Raw genomic sequence first — 18913 nt, 5'->3', positions numbered from 1 at the left:
ACGCCTTCTCTACAGGACTGATTTATACCTAAACGAGTCTATTTTACCTATTTAATCACCAAAAAGGCGATTGACTTTGACCTTGTATGAAACCTACAGCTGTGTCCGGCTGCGCACCTCAAAGATGGCGAATTTCAAGTAATGGCCTTCCTCCACACCCAAAATTTGAGGATGGTCCTTACCAGCCGCTCTCCAGTCTACCAGACGAAGGATTTTGCCGGCATCTGCCGCCGCTTCCTTAATGGTATCTAAAAACAACTCTGGCCGCATATGGAATGAGCAGCTCGCTGTCACCAGATAGCCGCCCTCATTGACCAGCTTCATCCCGTGCAGGTTGATATCTTTATATCCACGTGTAGCTCCTTTGACAGCGTTCTTCGTTTTGGCAAAGGCTGGCGGATCAAGAATGACCACGTCAAAGGTGCGTCCGCCACCTGCTGTCAGCGGCTTGGATGTATCTCCTTTGCCCCCGGCTCGTGCATTGCGTTCCTCTACACCTTTCACTTGATTGCGCAAATATTGAAAAGCATCGTCGACGACAAACTCAACGCGTTCCTCAAAACCGTTCAGCTTGACATTATCCCGCGCACTTTCAATCGCATGCTCAGAAATATCAAGACAAGTTACTTTTTTAGCACCATGTTTACATGCATTGAGCGTAAAGCTTCCCGTGTGCGAAAAACATTCCAATACGGTTGCGCCATCCCAGAATGGGAATTCAACAACCTTACCACTTTTATTCACTGGCTTCATGACCGTTGTGCCCGCATCCCCTGAGTCTGCAGCTACTTCTTGTAGCGTAATTCCACTACGTGCTCCCCAACCTGTCATCAACGGTGCTATGGCCGCACGATTTTCACGCTGGTCAAAGAAATAACCCGTCTTCTGGCCCTCTACGATATCAACCTTGATTTGCAGGCCATTTTCCGTCACTACCACATGACGCGGGCAATCACCGTACAAAGGACCCTTCGTTTGTTCCAATCCTTCCAGCTCACGGATGGATACATCACTTCGCTCATATATACCAACAGGACCCACTACTTCAACGAGCGCATCCCTGATTTCTTCCCTGCGCCGATCCATGCCAAGCGTTAACAACTGCACGACTAACACATCACCAAATCGATCTACAATCAGTCCAGGCAAAAAATCAGCCTCGCCGTACACCAACCGATAAGCGTTTCCCCCGGTCACAAAACGTTCGCGGTGCTCCAGACATTTGCGAAAGCGTTGGGCAAAAAAGTTTTGATCCATTGCTTCCAGCGGCTCGTAGGACATCACACGCACTGTAATTTGTGAAGCTGGATTATAGTAACCTGTCGCCAAATAACGCCCCTGATGGTTAACGATACTGACCAAATCGCCTGCCTCTGGGTTCCCTTCGATCTTGGCTATTTCGTTTTTAAACACCCAAGGGTGTGCGTGCTCCAGCCTTTTTTTACGGCTGCGTTCTAATATTACTGAAGGCAAAATCCTTCACTCCCATTCTTGGATTACTCAAAGTCCTTAATATCGTTCCGTAAAAAAGAGCTCAGCCATGCTTGTCATGGCTGTCCCCGACAGATCATAGGCTGTTACATAAGTATTTTCACCTAGAAAAGGGGGCTATGCCCGTGTTTATACATGTTATACTCCCACTGTGCGGTGGGCTGTTTATTTTTTTGGGCGGGATGAAGCTGATGGAAGCAGCCCTCCGGCATTTGGCCGGTCCCTTCCTCACCCGCTGGCTGAACCGCGCCACAGTTTCACCTTGGCGGGGCATGCTGTTCAGCTCAGGCATTACGGCCCTGCTGCAAAGCAGCACCGCCGTAACGGTGCTGACGATCGGACTGGTCAACGCCGGGCTGTTGACCTACGGCCGCACGCTCGGCATCATTCTCGGCACCAATATCGGCACCTGCCTGACCACTGAGCTGATGGGGCTCCAGCTTGGCATGCTGGCTGTTCCGCTGCTCTGCGGCTCACTGCTATGCTGGAGCACTGCCGTCCTGTGGGGTGAAGCTGTCCCCAATCGCCAGTATGCGTCCGCCGGAGCTTCACCCGGCTCCAATGGGCTTAGCCGTCCGCAGGCTGTACAATATATCAGCCTCGTCTTTGCTGGATTTTCGCTGATTCTGGCAGGTATCCGCGTAATGCAAACAGTCGGCCCCTGGATTGAGCAGGCCGGACTATTCCGCTGGTTTCTTGATCACGCTGCGGCCAACATGTGGTGGGCCTTCGCTGCTGGAGCCTGCCTGACCGCGCTGGTTCACAGTAGCGCAGCCGTCATTGGCATGGCGATTAGCCTTGCCGCTGCGGGAGCCTTGCCAGCCGATGTGGGGATCGCCATCGTCATCGGCTCCAATGTAGGCACCTGCGTAACCGCCCTCATTGCCGCTGTTGGCGGCAGCGTGTCCGGCAAATTTGTGGCCTGGTCCCACGTGCTGCTGAACGTAGGCGGAGCCTTGCTCTTTATGCCGTTGATCCCTGGTCTGGAGATGGCCGCTGCCTGGATATCTACCGAGCCCGGAGCTAAAGTAGCCCATGCCCAAACTCTGTTTAACGTTATTAGCTCTCTGCTGGTTTTGCCTCTCTGCTATCTACCTGTGTGGACGCGTTTAGAGGATCGTATATCTCCCCACAGAATCAAACGTTAATTCCTAGCATGGACAGCGCCTTGCTTAAAATGACATCATTATTGTCATATCCACCCTGGCGCTGGAGACGCCATGCTTCCTCAGGCGTATGCCACGCAACTCCTTTAATTTCTTCAATCTGTGCCTGTAAATCCCCATCCAGTGCCTCTACGAGATAATAGTGTACTTCTTTATCTACTTCCCCAAATTCTGGATGATGATACGTATAAGCAATCATATCTACATGCTGGATAATCCGCCCGTTCAACCCTGTTTCCTCGCGAATTTCACGTAAAGCCGTCTGTTCGATTGTTTCTCCCAACTCCATTTTCCCTTTAGCCAAGGATACCTTGCCATATCGGTCAGTAATGAGCTGAATTTCAAGTTGCTCCCCCTGTTTGCGAAACACAACGCCGCCTGCGGAAATTTCCTTTTTTGCTGCCATCCTGTAATCTCCCTTCCTTGCGCAACAAGGATTCCGTCCTCTCTGTAAGGAAAGGCGAAATCCTTGTTTGCCATCTCTATTGCCTGTTCAGGCTTTTTTTGTTCTTACAGAGCTGTTTGCAGCCCATTCTCTAGTACGCGAACCAATTGGCCTTCACTTTCATTAATGCCCGCCTTCGTCAGCTTCACGCGGCATACCTTGCCAACCAGATCCTCAGTACCTTCAAACGCCAGTTGAATATAATTGTCACTATATCCATGGAGTATGCCGCTATCTTCGGTCCCTTTCGGTGCAACTTCCGGAATGACCTCCAGCACCTGACCTACAAACTTCTCAGCATACGCCAATTGCATTTGCTCTGACAGTTGTATCAGCTCATGCACTCGTGCATTTTTCACGTCTTCGTCCACCTGATCCTCCATACGCGCCGCAGGAGTTCCACTGCGCTTGGAGTACGGGAACACGTGCATTTCTGAAAAATCGATTTTTTTCATCAGCTCATAGCCATTGCGGAACATTTCATCCGTCTCCCCAGGGAAGCCGACAATCACATCCGTAGTAATCGCTACATCTGGCATTGCCTTGCGAATCATAAGCATTTTGTTATAAAACTCTTCTGTCGTGTACTTGCGACGCATCCGTTTCAACACGGTGTCGTCCCCCGCCTGAAGCGGTATGTGAAAATGACGAACCAGCTTGGTGGAACGGTTCAGTACATCAAGCATTTTTTCATCAATCTGGCTGGCTTCAATCGAACTGATACGGATACGCTCCAGCCCTTCCACCTTCTCCAGATCCCACAACAGATCAGATAGGTCATAATTATCCATGTCGTCACCATAACCGCCAGTGTGGATACCTGTGAGTACAATTTCCTTGTAGCCTGCGTGTACCAGTTGACGCGCCTGTGCAATAATACTCGCAGCATCACGACTACGGGATAGACCCCGCGACCACGGAATGATGCAGAAGGTACAGAAGTTATTGCACCCATGCTGAATTTTCAAAAAGGCCCGAGTATGATTAGCAAAATCAGGCACATCCATTTCCTCAAATACACGCGTTTTCATAATATTGCGCACGGCGTTCACCGGTTGACGCGTTTCTTGAATTTCCTGCACGAACGGAATGATTTTGTCCCGATCCTGAGTCCCGATAACGAGATCTACGCCAGGAATATCCATAATTTCGGCAGGAGAAGTTTGGGCGTAACAGCCCGTCACTGCCACAATGGCATCTGGATTCCGGCGAATCGCGCGGCGAATGATCTGACGACTCTTTTTATCACCGGTATTCGTAACGGTACATGTATTGATAAGATAGACATCAGCAGTCTGCTCATCAAAGTCCACCTGTTCATAACCTTCATTTTTAAACAGCTGCCAGATCGCTTCTGTATCATAAAAGTTTACCTTACAGCCCAATGTGTAAAATGCCACTGACGGCATATTAAACCCCTCCCATTTCTCCTGTCTCATATAAAATGCATGCCAATGCAGCCATTCCTGCGGTCTCCGCACGCAAAATACGTCTTCCCAGTCCTGTAGACTGTGCCCCGGCCTGCTCGGCCTCCAGGCTTTCCGCTTCAGTAAAGCCGCCTTCCGGGCCTACCACCAGCAGAACTCGCGGCATGTCCGTCGACGCCCATTGTCCTGCCAAAGGCTGGATTACATCCCGTAGCTGTTTACCCTGCTCTTTTTCATAACAATAACATATCAAATCATACCCAGCAAAAGAAGCCAGAAGTTCTTTCCACGTCATGGGCGCGCTAATTTCTGGAATCCGGTTACGGTGGCTTTGTTCAGCCGCTTCCTTCACAATCTTGCGCCAACGCTCCAGTCGCTTGCCTTCTTTTTTGGCATCATACTGCACGACCGTACGCTCGGACAAAAACGGTACAAACCCGGTTGCTCCGATTTCTGTACATTTTTGCATCACCGTCTCCATCTTGTCTCCTTTAGGAAGACTCTGAGCGATAGTGACCTGCACATGCGGTTCAGAGGTCATCTTCAGCGGCTCAATAATCGTCGCCGTAACATGATCCTGCTCAATCGTATCCAATGCAACCAGCGCTTCCCTAGATATCCCGTCACTAACTATAATTTTGTCACCACTACGGCCCCGCATGACTTTAGCGATATGTCGCGCGTCCTCACCCGCGACAATCACGTGATCTTCTAGAAATTGCTCTGCCGGAATAAAATAACGCTGCATTCTCTCTCACACCTATTCCTGGATTTTGCAAAATCCTCATTCTAAAAATAACTGTTATCCACTAACGTTCCGTACAAAATCCGAATAAATCACCAAGCAACATCATATCATCTTTTGCGCCTGTATGACCAGTCTGTTCCCTCTTCTATTCAGGTTATACCTACCTATTCTCGTAAAAAAAGGAGCCCTTAGGCTCCAAACAATCCAGTGATATAAAAAGAGAACTGCAAAAACTGTATATAAATCATCTGGGCCAGCGTGTAAAGAGGTTCAATTGTTACAGCTCGAACCTGCGGAATGACCAGGATAAGCAGAAAAATAAAGATCGACCACTGTTCAAATTGCTGAAGCTTACGGCGTACAGGAGTGGGGGCCACATCTTCCACAATCCGGTATCCATCCAGTGGAGGCAGTGGGATCAAATTAAAGATAAACAAAAATAGATTTAAATTGATCAGAGCATTGATAAACAAATAGATTGCTTGAGCTACCCGTTGGTTCTCCATCCCCGGCAATACTTGAAAATGAAGGAGCACGGCATAGATCAAAGTAGTAACAAATGCAAGCAGCAGATTGCTCAGCGGACCCGCAGCCGATACGATAATGCCCATGAGGCGCGGACGGCTAAAATTGTCACGATTAACCGGAACTGGCTTGGCCCAGCCAAAGCCTCCGATCAACAGCAGCAGCGTACCCAGCAGGTCAATATGCACTGCCGGATTTAAAGTCACGCGCCCAAGTAGCTTGGCCGTAGGGTCACCAAATTTATTGGCATAATACGCATGTGCAAACTCATGAACCGTGAACGATATGATCACAGCCAGTAAATAAAAGGGAAGAACATTTAAATTTACACGAAAAATATTTTGTAGAAAATCCATACTTACCTCTTTCTCGCCACAAACGCCAGCCAATCTTCATCCCGGCTTATTTCGGCAATCTCAAAGCCAGCTGCTTTCAAAGCAGTTTCGACAACCTCTTCTTTGTTCTTCCAAATCCCTGAAGCAATATAAATACCACCTGGTTCCAGGGCTTTATATACATCATCAATGAACAGCAGAATAATCTCTGCCAATATATTAGCTACCACTAGCTTGACCGGTAACTGGATACCCAGCGTTGGATCGCTTGCATTAAGCACGGATAGCAAATCACTTTCTTTAATGGTAATGCGTTCCTCCAGTCCGTTCAAACGCGTATTTTCCCGCGCACTGGATACTGCCACCGGGTCCAAATCCAAGGCAAGTACATGCTTCGCTCCCAGCTTTACAGCTCCAATGGCCAAAATACCGGAACCCGTGCCGACATCAATAACTTCTTCTCCACCCTTAATCACAGACTCCAGCGTTCTCAGACAAAGGGATGTCGTAGGATGTGTTCCCGTCCCAAAGGCCATACCAGGGTCCAGCTCAATGATTTTTTCGTCTTCACTCGCAGGCTCATAGTCTTCCCAAGTGGGTTTAATCGTCAGACGGTCCGACACACGCAAAGGCTTGAAATATTGCTTCCAAGCATTTGCCCAGTCATCCTCATCAACTGTTTTCAGCTCATACTGAACCTCACCAGGATCAATATCGAAAGTTCTCAATTCTTCGACGCGCGGCTCAATCTGCGAACGAATACGATCCATATCCACTTCTTCGGCAAAATAGCCTTTGATGATCGCTTGTCCTTCAGGTATGTCGTTCAAAGGCCGATCATACCACTGTCCATAGGACGTATCCCGCGGCTTGTTGAGCGAACCGGATTCTTCAATGGAAACCCCTCCTGCACCTGCTTCGTGCAGAAAATTCGAAATCATTTCGATGGCTTCTTCGGTTGTATGTATTGTAATTTCATTCCACAACATGGTTTTCATTTCCTCCTCATTTCACATGCATACATTACATTGTACTATATACATGCACAGGAGTTCAAAAAAGCTAATATTATCGAAGTTCAAAATATTTTTTGTAGAGCTTGTATATATTGTCCACTCTTTTAGTCCAAGCACCCTTAACTCTAGTACATACAATACAATATACTAGAAAAGGAGTGATTTAGTATGGCAAAGACGGTGTTAGATTATAATGCCAGTGTTATTACACCTATCACTAATGGTATAAATCTTCCTGTTCCGATTTCTCCAGCCGGACTTGGAATTGCTACGACGTCTGTATTTATTGATCCTGCTATTTCTGGAGCTGTCAACAACCGAGTAGAGTTAAAAGCCTCGATTGGACTACGTTTTGTCGGTGCCGGCAACATTAGAGTGCTTGTACGGATTTGGAGAGCCGGCAAGGAAATTTATTACGGACTGGAATCCAATGTCTTCGATAACAATATTATTCTTAATGTCGAAACGGTAGACGTTGCGCCTCTGGGCGTACAAAACTACCAACTGATTATTGAAAATCAAACGCCTGCGACTACTGCTTTCGTCGCCGGTCCTCTTGTTTTTAGTGCAACAGCATACAGCGGATAATGAATAGAAAAAGGAAAGAACACAAATAAGACGGGCTATCCCACAAATCATCCTTATTAATGGAGATAACCCGTCTTATTAAATTCTACTCATTGTCGATTATGATACGCTGCTGACGACGGTCAGCTACTTCGCTACGCCGGATCGCTTCTAGATCCTCAGCATCTGCCTGATCTGCCGAGAACTCTACATCTTCATTTTTAGCAGATTGCATGCGTTTGATTTTCTCCGTTTTGGTCAGCACTTTATCAAACCGTTTGTTTTTGGACATCGGTCACTACTCCTTCCAAACTTTTCACAGCATTCCACCCGCTTGTTCCACGATGGACATCGCCTGATGATGAATGGATTCATCCACCACAGCAGTCAACAAAATATCACGGCCCGTCGGTCCGCCCTGTCCTCCATCACTCATGCCACTGGCGGACGGATCAGCTGCAGCCAGTATTGCTGGAGTTGCATCTGTAAAGTCCACGCCCTGTGTCAGTGAGGACAAGCTGCTAATCTGTCCTGAAAATACAGGCAATCCGGCGTTGCCAGTAGACTGCCGCGGATACCGGCTAAATCGGTCTATCGACACATCGGCTACCCGGAGAGCTTCCAGTTTTCTAGCGGCTCCCTGTGCTTCCTCAGGACTTTTGAAATACGCCAAAATATTTTTTTCGCCCATCTCAAAATCTCCCTGTGTAGTATTGAGCGCAACTGCTCTTCAAGAGCATAGAGCGTTACGCTTTGTTATATCCTGCTCATTGGCACGATTTTATATTCCCTACGAAGGCTAGACGGATCAGGCGGTATCGAGAACAGCAGGCCAAGACTGTGAACCATAGTTTGTGAAGAATATAACTTTTACGGGTGTAAAGTAGCAGCCGGAGCTTCACCTGACTTGGCCACTCCTGTCTCCCATGCAGCACGAATGACAGCATCCCGTACCTTTTGAACCACCTTCGGATTAAAAACATTCGGTATGATATAAGTTTCACTTAGCTCCTCAGGACAGATCGCATCAGCGATGGCAAGTCCGGCAGCCAGTTTCATTTCCTCATTAATCGTCGTAGCATGGCAATCTAGAGCACCCCGGAAAATTCCCGGGAAGCACAGCACATTGTTAATCTGATTTGGAAAATCGGAGCGGCCAGTAGCAAGCACACGTACATGAGGTGCGGCTACAACCGGATCAATTTCCGGCTTCGGATTCGCCATGGCGAACACGATAGGATCAGTTGCCATGCTCTGTATATCCTCCACAGTCAGTATATTCGGGCCTGACACACCGATGAATACATCAGCTCCCACAATCACATCGGATAAACTTCCACTTAAATTGTGCGGATTAGTCATGTTCGCATACTCTGTCCAATGCGGGTTACTGTACTCCACGTCACGATGAATAGCTCCCTGTCGATCAACGCCAATCAGATTGCGTACACCTGCCTTAAGCAGCATACGGGAGCAGGCCATACCCGCCGCACCGATCCCTGCAAATACAACTTTGACATCCTCCATTTTTTTGCCACATACCTTTAATGCATTGACCAGACCCGCTAATACAACGACTGCCGTACCATGCTGATCATCATGAAATACTGGAATGTCCAGTTCCTGCTTCAACCGTCTCTCGATTTCAAAACAGCGTGGCGAAGATATATCTTCCAAATTAATGCCGCCAAAGGCAGGAGCAATCATTTTGACAATTTGAACAATTTCATCAGCGTCCTTTGTGTTGAGACAGATCGGGAAGGCGTCAACACCTGCAAATTGTTTGAACAACACTGCTTTACCCTCCATCACAGGCATAGCGGCCTCCGGTCCGATATCTCCTAATCCAAGTACCGCAGTTCCGTCTGATACGACTGCTACTGTATTCTTTTTGATTGTTAATTGATACGCTTTGGCTGGGTCATTGGCGATTTCCATACAGATTTCAGCTACACCCGGCGTATAAACTTTGGACAGCCCCTCCATCGTTTCAATTGGCTTCTTTGGTAAGGTCTCCATTTTGCCACCTGCGTGTAATTCTCTAATTTCATCTATTAAACTGCTCATATTTTTCTCCGTCCTTCCATGTCTCTATTTGGAATGAATCTCAGTCCTGTGTATAAAACTCATCAGCTCCATAATTGGAGTAACAAAGTTGCTAAAATGACCGTGCCTGCCCCTCCAATACGTGTTGCAATTTGCGCAAAAGGCATCAGTTCCATCCGATTGGACGCAGACAGAATGGCTACATCTCCCGTGCCCCCTAATCCACCGCGACAGCTAGTCACTAAAGCAGCTTCTACGGGATACATGTGAATCCATTTTCCTGTGAAGTATCCGGTAACAATCAATGCAACTACAACAGATGCGCAGGTGATGGCATAAGGAACCGTTAAAATCCCAACTACACTATCCAAAGGTACATACAAAATACCCAATCCCACCATCAAGGGCCACGTCAGACTTGCCGTTATACATTTGTACAAGTGAAAAGCTCCCTGCTCCAATGTGTTCGGCATGATCTGAATACACTTAATTAATGCCGCCGCCAGAATCATGAGGATCGGGCCTGGAATATGGAGATACGGCTCCAGCAACTTACCCACAATAAAGAAAGTGCAAGCTAACAGCAGACCTCCTCCCATCAATGGAAAAGAAATCGATTGCTCCAAACTTGCCGGAGCTAACTTATCTGCATCTTTCTCCAGTTTTAATAACCTCCCGTTACCTGAAGTTTTCGGATTTTTCTCTGCTAATCTCTTCAGAACACCCGCACCTATGATTGCAACAATGTTCCCGATAATTGCAGCCGGGATAAACTGGGATACGAATACTGCGGAATCCTTGCCCAGCACCAATCCATACGAAATGGACAACGGTAAAATGCCTTCCCCAATCCCACCGGAGATAATCGGAATGATGATGAAAAAAAATGTATGATAGGCGCTATAGCCAAAAGCCATCCCCACCACCATCCCCACGGCAACAGCTGCAATAGATCCTATAATAATGGGGGCAAAAATTTTGACAATTCCGTTCATCAGCATTTTCCGATCCATGCCAAGAATACTTCCCGTTACTAGACATGCGATGTAGAAGTAAAGAAAATTCGAGGTTTTCATAAGCGTGTGTACAGCACCCATCGCAGATGGACTGAACATATTCCAAAATACCATTAACGATGGAACCATAAGAGATAAAATGGCCGGCCCGCCAATATGCTTAAGCAACGGAAGTTTGGCCCCTAGATCACTGAGAAGTATACCTAAAATCATGATGACGGCAAACCCGCCCAAAAGATCGTTCGGAAGTCTTTCAGTAATTGCAGCTGCATAAACAATTAGCGCGATCACGGCATAGAGTGGAAGAGGAATAACCCCCACCTTTACCCTACCCAGCATTCTGATGCCATCTACAAAATTTTTACTCCATCTTTGCCCCTTTTGAATGACAGGCTGATTCGTAGCATTTTCCATAAATCTCCCTCCATAAAGTGAAGAATGATGACCATGTTTCCATTCTACACCTTGGAAAACGCTTTATTTGGTTTTAAAACTAATCATTCACTTTTGTAATTAAAGTAATCAGAAAGAAGATTTAAATAAAACTATTCATGATGCCTTCTGCCTGTGGCAATATTCGGTATTGGTAAACAGGACGCCCTATGGTACCGTATATGGTTTCCATGGAAAGAGCCTCAATCTCTGTCATAAAAGCCAGGTACTTGCGCATAGACACCCTGGATATCCCTGCGCTCTCCGCAATATCCTCGGTGGAAAATAGCACCTTATTATGCCGCTGGATACAATTCCATATCATAGCCAGCGTGGATTTAGTTATGCCTTTGGGCAAACGTGCCAATTCTTTAGTCAAGCTTTTATGATAAATCAGTCGGTCCAGTTCTTCCTGCGAAAGTAGGCTGCGCTCACGCACGATGCTAATGTGCTCTCGGTACCCCGTGAGGGCCTCCAAAAAACGGTTAAAGTGGAACGGCTTAATCAAGTAATCCACCGCACCGAAGTTCATCGCTTTTTTGACACTGTTCATGTCACTTGCAGCCGAGATGACAATGACATCTATATTTACACCTGTCTCCCGTATGAATGACAGTAAATCGAGGCCATTGCTTTCCTGCATATACACATCTAGCAATATCAAATCAATGGCTTGTTCAGCTATATATTTCTTAGCCTCTTCCACAGAAGAAGCCCAACCCCCACATCGAAAACCTTCTACCTGCTCCATATATTTGCGGTTAAATTCCGCAACCATCGGATCATCTTCTACAATCAGGACATTAATCATGTTCATCATTCCCCGCTATAATGTATGGAATCGTAATCTGAAAACAGCACCCTTGCTCGGCTGGGATCAACTTTATACTTCCCTGTAATCTTTTCACGCTTTGCGTCACCAGATAAAGACCCATCCCTCGTGACTCTCCCTTGGTCGAAAAACCTTTTTCAAATATAGCCTTCACAAGCCCTTCCGGTATACCCGGACCATTATCGCACATGATACAGGTCAGATAGCCGTTCTTCTGGCTTTCCTCAAAATAAAGTGAAAGGGTAATCCGTTTGTGCTCCAAAGATTCCATCGCCTCCACCGCATTATCAAACAGATTGCCAAGAATAGTAATCAGTTCATGCGTCGTTTGAGTTTGACTGGATTCGGGCAAGTAACTACCTGGAGTCAGTTCAAAATTCACCCCTACTTCTCTGGCCCGGCTTAATTTCCCCAGCACAAACCCTGCCATAACTGGGTCCCTGATCTGCCGGGTGATGGAGCCAATCTCCACTTGATGATGCTCGACGGCATCCATAATGTAATGCTCCAGTTTATCGTACATTCGCAAGTGTACCATCCCCATAATGACATGCAGCTTGTTCATAAATTCATGAGCCTGCGCACGTAGTGCTTCCGTGTACAGGGACACTCCTGTCAAACGTTCCGCAAGCTGGTTCATCTCCGTTTTATCCCGAAAGGTTACAATTGCTCCCACAATTTCCCCTTTGACCCGTATCGGAACACTGGTGGTCAGCAAGGTTATTCCACCCAGCTCCATTTCCTCATCCATCTGTGGAGTACTCGCTTCCAAGACCTCTTGCAATCGAAAAGCGGATAAATAAACGGTAATCTCCTGTCCGGAGAATGAGAAATCTTCAATCCCCGCTTGCGTAAGCAGACGTATCGCTTCTGCATTCATCAGCATGACGCGACCGAATTCATCTACCGCAATAACCCCTTCCTTGATGGATTGCAACATGGCGCTGCGTTCCTCCAGCAAGCGTGCGATTTCCGGCGGCTCCAGACCGACTAGCATATTTTTGATTTTACGAGCCAGCACAACCGCACCTCCAGTGCCAATCAACATTCCAGTGCCAATGGCGATAGCAATAAGACGGTTGTTGCCTTCCTGAGCCATCTGTACATCTTGCATGGATATACCCACAACAATCGCCCCTACCTGTTTCCCCGTTAAACTGAACACGGGGGAAAAGGCTCGCATGGACAAGCCCAATGTTCCCTTCGCAACGGACACGCTCTCATGGCCATGAAGTGCAGTATACTCGTCTCCGCCGACAAAAGCTTTGCCTATCATCCTAGCATCCGGGTGCGTTTTACGAATTCCCTTCATATCCATAGCCACGATAAACTGGATGTGATTTGCTGCTGAAACCCTCTTCACATACTCCTGCATAGAAGGAGACGAACCCGTCCCTTGCAATTGCTCGACAATAAGCGGCGTATGGGCGAGTGTACGCGCGATGGACATTGCCTTTTCTTCCAGTCCCTTCTCAGTTTCATGTTCCACTCTCTCAGCAAATAACAGGGTTACAGGCAGAAGCACAAGTGCCATAACTAGACATACTAGCAGTGTAATTAGGCCTCTGAGCTTTAATAGTGGTTTACCCCGACGTAGCTTGAGCTGTACATTTCCGATGGAACTCACCCCTTTCTACTTGATATTAAGTCTCAACAGTTCAACATGCCTATACAAAAATGGTTATGTATGTGTTTACGTGAAATAAAAAAAGGAACTATCCCGCAATTGCGGAATAGTTTCCTTTGATTCATGGTTGAAGCTCCGCGATTCCTAATTGGGCTTAGTCGCCTCGGAAGGCGCGCTTCACACGGTCAAAAAAAGACTGCTCATTCTCATGTGTCTGCTCTCCGCTAAGCGAAGAGAATTGACGCAGCAAATCCTTTTGTTCCTCACTCAGCTTACTAGGCGTTACCACAACGACCTTAATATGCTGGTCACCCTGACCTACGCCACGCAGTTTTGGCACACCTTTTCCTTTAAGACGGAAGTAAGTACCTGTTTGCGTACCTGCTGGAACTTTCAGCTTCACTTTCTCGGTCAACGTTGGGATCTCGACTTCATCTCCCAATGCTGCCTGTGAGAACGTCAGCGGAATTTCACAGTAGATATCGTCTCCCTCACGCTCAAAGAAGTCGTGCGATTTCACACGGAACACAACGTACAAGTCACCTGCTGGTCCTCCGTTGACACCGCCTTCGCCTTCACCGTTAATACGCATTTGCGCGCCGTCATCCACACCCGCTGGAATACGAATATGAATTTTACGTTGCTTGCGTACACGACCCGAACCGCTACAAGTCGTACATTTTTCTTTAATGATTTTACCGGAACCGCCGCAATTGGAGCAGGCGCGTCGATTAACCATACGACCAAACGGTGTATTCTGCACCACTTCTTCCTGTCCGCTGCCGTGGCAGACGGAGCAGGTTTGTGGTTGAGTACCCGCTTTGGCTCCCGTACCGTGACACGTATCACATGTTTCCGTACGTTCAATATGAATGTCGGTTTCTTTACCGAACACCGCTTCCTTGAATTCAATCGTCATCGTATATTGAAGATCGTTCCCACGCTGCGGTGCATTCGGATCACGTCGACCATTGCCGCCGCCACCAAAGAACATATCAAAAATATCGCCAAACCCGCCACCGAAGTCGGCGCCACCACCGAAGCCGCCTCCCATGCCCTGGTTCGGGTCTACATGACCATACTGATCGTATCTTGCCCGCTTCTGACCATCGCTGAGAACATCGTAAGCTTCTTTCACTTCTTTAAATTTAGTTTCCGCGTCCGCAGCCTTGTTCACGTCCGGATGATACTGACGCGCAAGCTTACGGTAAGCCTTTTTGACTTCTTCATCCGAAGCGCCCTTCGCGACGCCCAGCACCTCATAATAATCACGCTTATCAGCCAATGTTCCACCCCCATGCCTACAACGTGTCTGCACTACATATAAAAGGAAAGCCAAAGGCACGGGATGACCCGGCTTTGACCTTCCCATCATTTCAAGGCAGTACAACCCGTAATATGCTTATTTATCTTGGAAATAACTGTTACCCTTCGGCTAATTGTTATTTATCAAGGCAGCTACGCTGCAATTACTATTCAGTATATCATAACGCATCGGTGTACCGTAAAGCTACCACTACCCGATCCGTAGCTTAGTCTTTCTTCTGTTCTTCGTCAACAACTTCATAGTCCGCGTCAACCACATTGTCGCGGCCTTTGCTGTCTGCTGCGCCATCTTGAGCTTGTTGAGCCTGTGCTTCTTGAGCAGCTTGCTCATACAACTTCACAGACAATTGCTGAACGATTTCAGTCAGTTCTTCAGTAGCTTTTTTGATGTCTTCCAGGTTGTCGGTTTCCAGCGTTTTTTGCAGATTTTCTTTAGCTGCATTTGCTTTTTCGACTTCGCCTGCATCCGCTTTTTCGCCCAGATCTTTAATCGTTTTGTCTACAGAGTAGATCAGTTGATCCGCAGCATTTTTCGCTTCTACCAAATCTTTGCGTTTTTTATCTTCTTCCGCATGCAACTCGGCATCCTTCATCATACGTTCTACTTCCTCGTCGCTCAAGCCGCTGGAAGATGTGATCGTAATTTTTTGGCTTTTGCCTGTGCCTTTATCTGTAGCGGATACGTTCACGATACCGTTCGCATCCAGATCAAAGGTAACTTCGATTTGTGGTACACCACGTGGTGCTGGAGGGATATCTCCCAATTGGAAACGACCCAGTGTTTTGTTGCCTGCTGCCATTTCACGTTCACCTTGCAACACGTGAATTTCTACGCTAGGCTGATTGTCGGCATATGTCGAGAATACCTGCGATTTGCTCGTAGGGATCGTCGTGTTACGATCAATCATTTTAGTAAACACGCCACCTGCGGTTTCAATACCGAGGGACAGTGGAGTTACGTCAAGGAGAACGACGTCTTTCACATCACCAGTCAGTACACCCGCTTGAACTGCCGCGCCCAAAGCTACCACTTCATCAGGGTTTACGCCTTTGTGTGGCTCTTTACCTGTCAGCTTTTTGATTGCTTCTTGTACAGCCGGAATACGTGTGGAACCGCCGACCAGAACGATTTTGTCGATGTCGCTGGCACTCATTCCTGCATCTTTCATTGCTTGACGAGTAGGTCCCAATGTACGTTCTACCAGACCTTCAGACAATTCTTCAAATTTCGCACGAGTCAGGTTCAACTCCAAATGCTGTGGAACGCCATCAGCTACTGTGATAAACGGCAAAGAAATCGTCGTTGTCAGTACGCCGGACAGTTCTTTTTTCGCTTTTTCCGCTGCATCTTTCAGACGTTGTACAGCAGCTTTATCTTTGCTCAGGTCGATGCCTTGATCTTTTTTGAACTCATTTACGAGGTAATCAATAATCACTTGGTCAAAGTCATCGCCACCCAGCTTGTTATCGCCGCTTGTTGCTTTAACTTCGAAGAAACCGTCGCCCAGTTCCAGAATGGATACGTCAAATGTACCGCCACCCAAGTCATACACGAGGATCGTTTGGTCTTCGGATTTTTCCATACCGTATGCCAATGCAGCTGCGGTTGGCTCGTTGACAATCCGCAGAACTTCCAGACCGGCAATTTTACCTGCATCCTTGGTTGCTTGACGTTGACCGTCATTGAAGTAAGCTGGAACAGTAATAACAGCTTGAGTAACCGTTTGTCCCAGGTAAGCTTCAGCATCGGATTTCAGCTTTTGCAAAATCATAGCGGAAATTTCCTGTGCGGAATATTCCTTGCCGTCAATGCTTTCTTTATGGTTTGTACCCATGTGACGTTTGATGGACATGATTGTACGATCCGGGTTCGTAATTGCTTGGCGTTTTGCCGTTTCCCCTACAGTACGTTCTCCATCTTTTTTGAAACCAACAACGGAAGGGGTTGTGCGTGCGCCTTCCGGATTTGGAATAACGACCGCTTCGCCGCCCTCCATAACAGCCACACAAGAGTTGGTTGTACCTAAGTCAATACCGATTACTTTGCTCATCGGACAATTCCTCCTTCTGTATATACGAGGCCCGCAGGCCAGAATGGTTGAATCAAAATGATGTATTTCTAATGTATATTGAAAAAGCTACATGCTCACTTTTACCATCGCTGGACGAAGCACCTTGTCCTTCAGCATGTATCCTTTTTGTACCTCTTCAACGACGATGCCTTCCTCATGCTCTTCGCTCTCCACCTGCATAATAGCCTGATGGAAATCCGGATTAAACGGTTGTCCCACCGAATTCATGGCCGTTACACCCTCTGCCTGAAGCACACTCTCAAACTGGCGGAAAATCATTTCCACGCCTTTGCTGAATGACTCAGACTCCGCTCCTTGCGGTGCTGTTGCCAGCGCACGCTCGAAGTTATCCAAAACAGGCACCAACTCGGTAACCAGCTTCATAGATGCATATTTGGCAAGGTCTTCTTTTTCTTTCAGCGTACGACGGCGAAAATTATCAAAATCCGCCTGAGCGCGTAAAAACCGCTGTTGATGCTCTTCCGCCTGGGCGCGAAGCTTAGTCAGCTCTGTTTCGCTTTCTTGGTCTTCCAGTGCTGCCGCTTCATTAACCGGCTCTTCCTGCTGGCTCGTTTCGGCGGCTTCCTCTGTGCTTACATTTTGTTGTTTTTCTTCTTGGAACGCTTGTTCTTCCTTCAAAATGTTTCACCTCCTTCAAGTCATAACTACCTTTACAAAAACACGCAACAATGCACCCGCGCAGGATACAAACCGTATCCCGGCGCGGAACATATAGTACCGCAACCTATGCGGTCTTGTTCTATTTAAACCGTTGCGTTAGCATTGCGGTCAAATCCTTAGACAGGATACCCAAAATATTAATAACTCTCGCATATTCCATCCGTGTCGGACCCAGTATGCCTATAGTGCCCAACGCTTCTCCGTCTACTGCATACGTAGCAGTAATCAGGCTGCAATTGGCAAACGCCTCATGATCATTTTCAGTGCCGATGCGGACTTGAATTTCAGGTGCCCCGGCAACAGGTGTCATTAGTTTAAGCAGCGTTGGTGTTTCCTCCAGCAGATCGAGAATATGTTTAACCTTTTCTACATCTTTAAATTCAGGTTGATTGAGCATGTTCGTCGCACCGCTCAAATACAAGCGCTGATCCGATTCATTATCCAGTGCTTTATCCAGCACCTTCATAGCGTCCTCAAAATGAGACACATGCTTCTCCATCTCCTGACCAAGTGCGGTGTAAAGGCGCGATTTAAGCTGATAAATCGGCACACCGACCAGCTTGCTGTTCAGTAAATTCACAACCTTCTCCATCTCGGAAATCGAAATTCCCGGTGGAATATCTACCGTTTTATTCTCCACCTGACCGGTATTGGTCACGATTATCGCCACAGCCGTCGTTTCGTTGAGCGGCAGCAGCTGAAAATGACGCAATGAAGTATGAAAAACCTCCGGCCCAAGCAGGATGGAAGTATAATTGGTCATATGGGACAAAATGCCTGACGCATGCTGGATCACTTGCTCCATTACATTCAGCTTTTCGGCGTAAAAGGCTTTCAGTTCCCGCATTTCCATAGGCTTCAGCGTATTCAGTGGCACCAGATGGTCCACATAATAACGATAACCTTTATGAGACGGGATGCGTCCCGCTGAAGTATGGGGTTGCTCCAGATAGCCCTGTTCCTCCAAATCCGACATTTCATTACGGATCGTGGCCGGGCTGAATCCGACATCCTGCCTTTTGGATATGCTGCGGGAACCCACTGGCTCAGCCGAACGAATGTAGTCATCAATAATCGCATTCAGAATGAGTCTCTGACGTTCGGTTAACAAGCGAATCCCCCCTTGTTGTTTATCCATAATAGCATGATTGTTAAATGGAA

The 18913-nt window shown here is 47.3% G+C and carries 18 protein-coding genes; 2 read left to right on the top strand and 16 right to left on the bottom strand.

Annotation, left to right across the window (positions count from 1 at the left end; translation table 11 throughout):
- Positions 1-93: 93 nt before the first annotated feature.
- On the bottom strand, positions 94-1473 hold the full coding sequence (locus MHB54_RS22155; RefSeq protein WP_023989499.1) for a class I SAM-dependent rRNA methyltransferase: 1380 nt from the start codon (positions 1471-1473) through the stop codon (positions 94-96).
- A gap of 143 nt (positions 1474-1616) precedes the next feature.
- On the opposite strand from MHB54_RS22155, the gene MHB54_RS22150 reads away from it, so the two are divergent.
- Positions 1617-2639 carry a Na/Pi cotransporter family protein gene (locus tag MHB54_RS22150; RefSeq protein ID WP_023989500.1) on the top strand — a complete coding sequence of 341 codons (1023 nt, stop codon included), beginning with the start codon at positions 1617-1619 and terminating at the stop codon, positions 2637-2639.
- Here MHB54_RS22150 and MHB54_RS22145 read toward each other — a convergent pair.
- The 5 genes from MHB54_RS22145 to prmA all read right to left on the bottom strand — a co-directional run bounded on the left by MHB54_RS22145 (position 2629) and on the right by prmA (position 7126).
- Positions 2629-3063 carry an NUDIX hydrolase gene (locus MHB54_RS22145; protein ID WP_023989501.1) on the bottom strand — a complete coding sequence of 145 codons (435 nt, stop codon included), beginning with the start codon at positions 3061-3063 and terminating at the stop codon, positions 2629-2631. The genes MHB54_RS22150 and MHB54_RS22145 overlap by 11 nt on opposite strands.
- 104 nt (positions 3064-3167) lie before the next feature.
- Entirely contained in the window at positions 3168-4511 is a 1344-nt protein-coding gene (gene mtaB, locus MHB54_RS22140) for a tRNA (N(6)-L-threonylcarbamoyladenosine(37)-C(2))-methylthiotransferase MtaB (RefSeq protein ID WP_340982029.1), read from the bottom strand.
- Position 4512: 1 nt separating this feature from the next.
- Positions 4513-5277: a 16S rRNA (uracil(1498)-N(3))-methyltransferase gene (locus MHB54_RS22135; RefSeq protein ID WP_264454752.1), complete on the bottom strand. Its 765-nt coding sequence runs from the start codon at positions 5275-5277 to the stop codon at positions 4513-4515.
- Positions 5278-5465: 188 nt separating this feature from the next.
- A complete protein-coding gene (locus MHB54_RS22130; RefSeq protein WP_023989504.1) occupies positions 5466-6158 on the bottom strand; it encodes a site-2 protease family protein in 693 nt (230 codons plus the stop codon).
- 2 nt (positions 6159-6160) lie between these two features.
- The gene (prmA, locus tag MHB54_RS22125; protein WP_264454751.1) at positions 6161-7126 is read right to left on the bottom strand and encodes a 50S ribosomal protein L11 methyltransferase; all 966 of its coding nucleotides are present in this window, start codon (positions 7124-7126) and stop codon (positions 6161-6163) included.
- Between the two features lie 195 nt (positions 7127-7321).
- On the opposite strand from prmA, the gene MHB54_RS22120 reads away from it, so the two are divergent.
- The gene (locus MHB54_RS22120; protein ID WP_023989506.1) at positions 7322-7741 is read left to right on the top strand and encodes a hypothetical protein; all 420 of its coding nucleotides are present in this window, start codon (positions 7322-7324) and stop codon (positions 7739-7741) included.
- Positions 7742-7826: 85 nt separating this feature from the next.
- Here MHB54_RS22120 and MHB54_RS22115 read toward each other — a convergent pair whose 3' ends face one another.
- The 10 genes from MHB54_RS22115 to hrcA form a co-directional block, all read right to left on the bottom strand.
- Positions 7827-8012, bottom strand: coding sequence for a YfhD family protein (locus MHB54_RS22115; protein WP_023989507.1), 186 nt, complete (start codon positions 8010-8012; stop codon positions 7827-7829).
- Positions 8013-8036: 24 nt separating this feature from the next.
- Positions 8037-8411: a hypothetical protein gene (locus MHB54_RS22110; protein ID WP_013311164.1), complete on the bottom strand. Its 375-nt coding sequence runs from the start codon at positions 8409-8411 to the stop codon at positions 8037-8039.
- Positions 8412-8590: 179 nt separating this feature from the next.
- Positions 8591-9787: an NAD(P)-dependent malic enzyme gene (locus tag MHB54_RS22105; RefSeq protein ID WP_071558462.1), complete on the bottom strand. Its 1197-nt coding sequence runs from the start codon at positions 9785-9787 to the stop codon at positions 8591-8593.
- 62 nt (positions 9788-9849) lie between these two features.
- On the bottom strand, positions 9850-11196 hold the full coding sequence (locus MHB54_RS22100) for a 2-hydroxycarboxylate transporter family protein (protein WP_023989508.1): 1347 nt from the start codon (positions 11194-11196) through the stop codon (positions 9850-9852).
- Between the two features lie 121 nt (positions 11197-11317).
- Complete coding sequence (gene dcuR, locus MHB54_RS22095) at positions 11318-12025, bottom strand: two-component system response regulator DcuR (protein ID WP_053325797.1); 708 nt, start codon at positions 12023-12025, stop codon at positions 11318-11320.
- Positions 12018-13673, bottom strand: a complete 1656-nt coding sequence (gene dcuS, locus MHB54_RS22090) for a DcuS/MalK family sensor histidine kinase (protein ID WP_081327467.1) — start codon at positions 13671-13673, stop codon at positions 12018-12020. The genes dcuR and dcuS overlap by 8 nt, the downstream gene beginning before the upstream one ends.
- Positions 13674-13827: 154 nt before the next feature.
- Positions 13828-14958, bottom strand: a complete 1131-nt coding sequence (dnaJ, locus tag MHB54_RS22085; protein ID WP_023989511.1) for a molecular chaperone DnaJ — start codon at positions 14956-14958, stop codon at positions 13828-13830.
- Between the two features lie 247 nt (positions 14959-15205).
- The gene (dnaK, locus tag MHB54_RS22080; RefSeq protein ID WP_069080376.1) at positions 15206-17050 is read right to left on the bottom strand and encodes a molecular chaperone DnaK; all 1845 of its coding nucleotides are present in this window, start codon (positions 17048-17050) and stop codon (positions 15206-15208) included.
- Between the two features lie 87 nt (positions 17051-17137).
- Entirely contained in the window at positions 17138-17710 is a 573-nt protein-coding gene (gene grpE, locus MHB54_RS22075) for a nucleotide exchange factor GrpE (RefSeq protein WP_013311172.1), read from the bottom strand.
- A 121-nt stretch (positions 17711-17831) separates the two neighbouring features.
- The gene (gene hrcA / locus MHB54_RS22070; protein ID WP_013372178.1) at positions 17832-18863 is read right to left on the bottom strand and encodes a heat-inducible transcriptional repressor HrcA; all 1032 of its coding nucleotides are present in this window, start codon (positions 18861-18863) and stop codon (positions 17832-17834) included.
- Between the last annotated feature and the right edge of the window lie 50 nt (positions 18864-18913).

Origin of the sequence: Paenibacillus sp. FSL M7-0802, from assembly GCF_038004945.1 — a bacterium.
Taxonomy (GTDB): domain Bacteria; phylum Bacillota; class Bacilli; order Paenibacillales; family Paenibacillaceae; genus Paenibacillus; species Paenibacillus polymyxa_B.
Note: the sequence above shows the minus strand (reverse complement) of the source record. Positions and strands in the feature narration are given on the sequence as shown.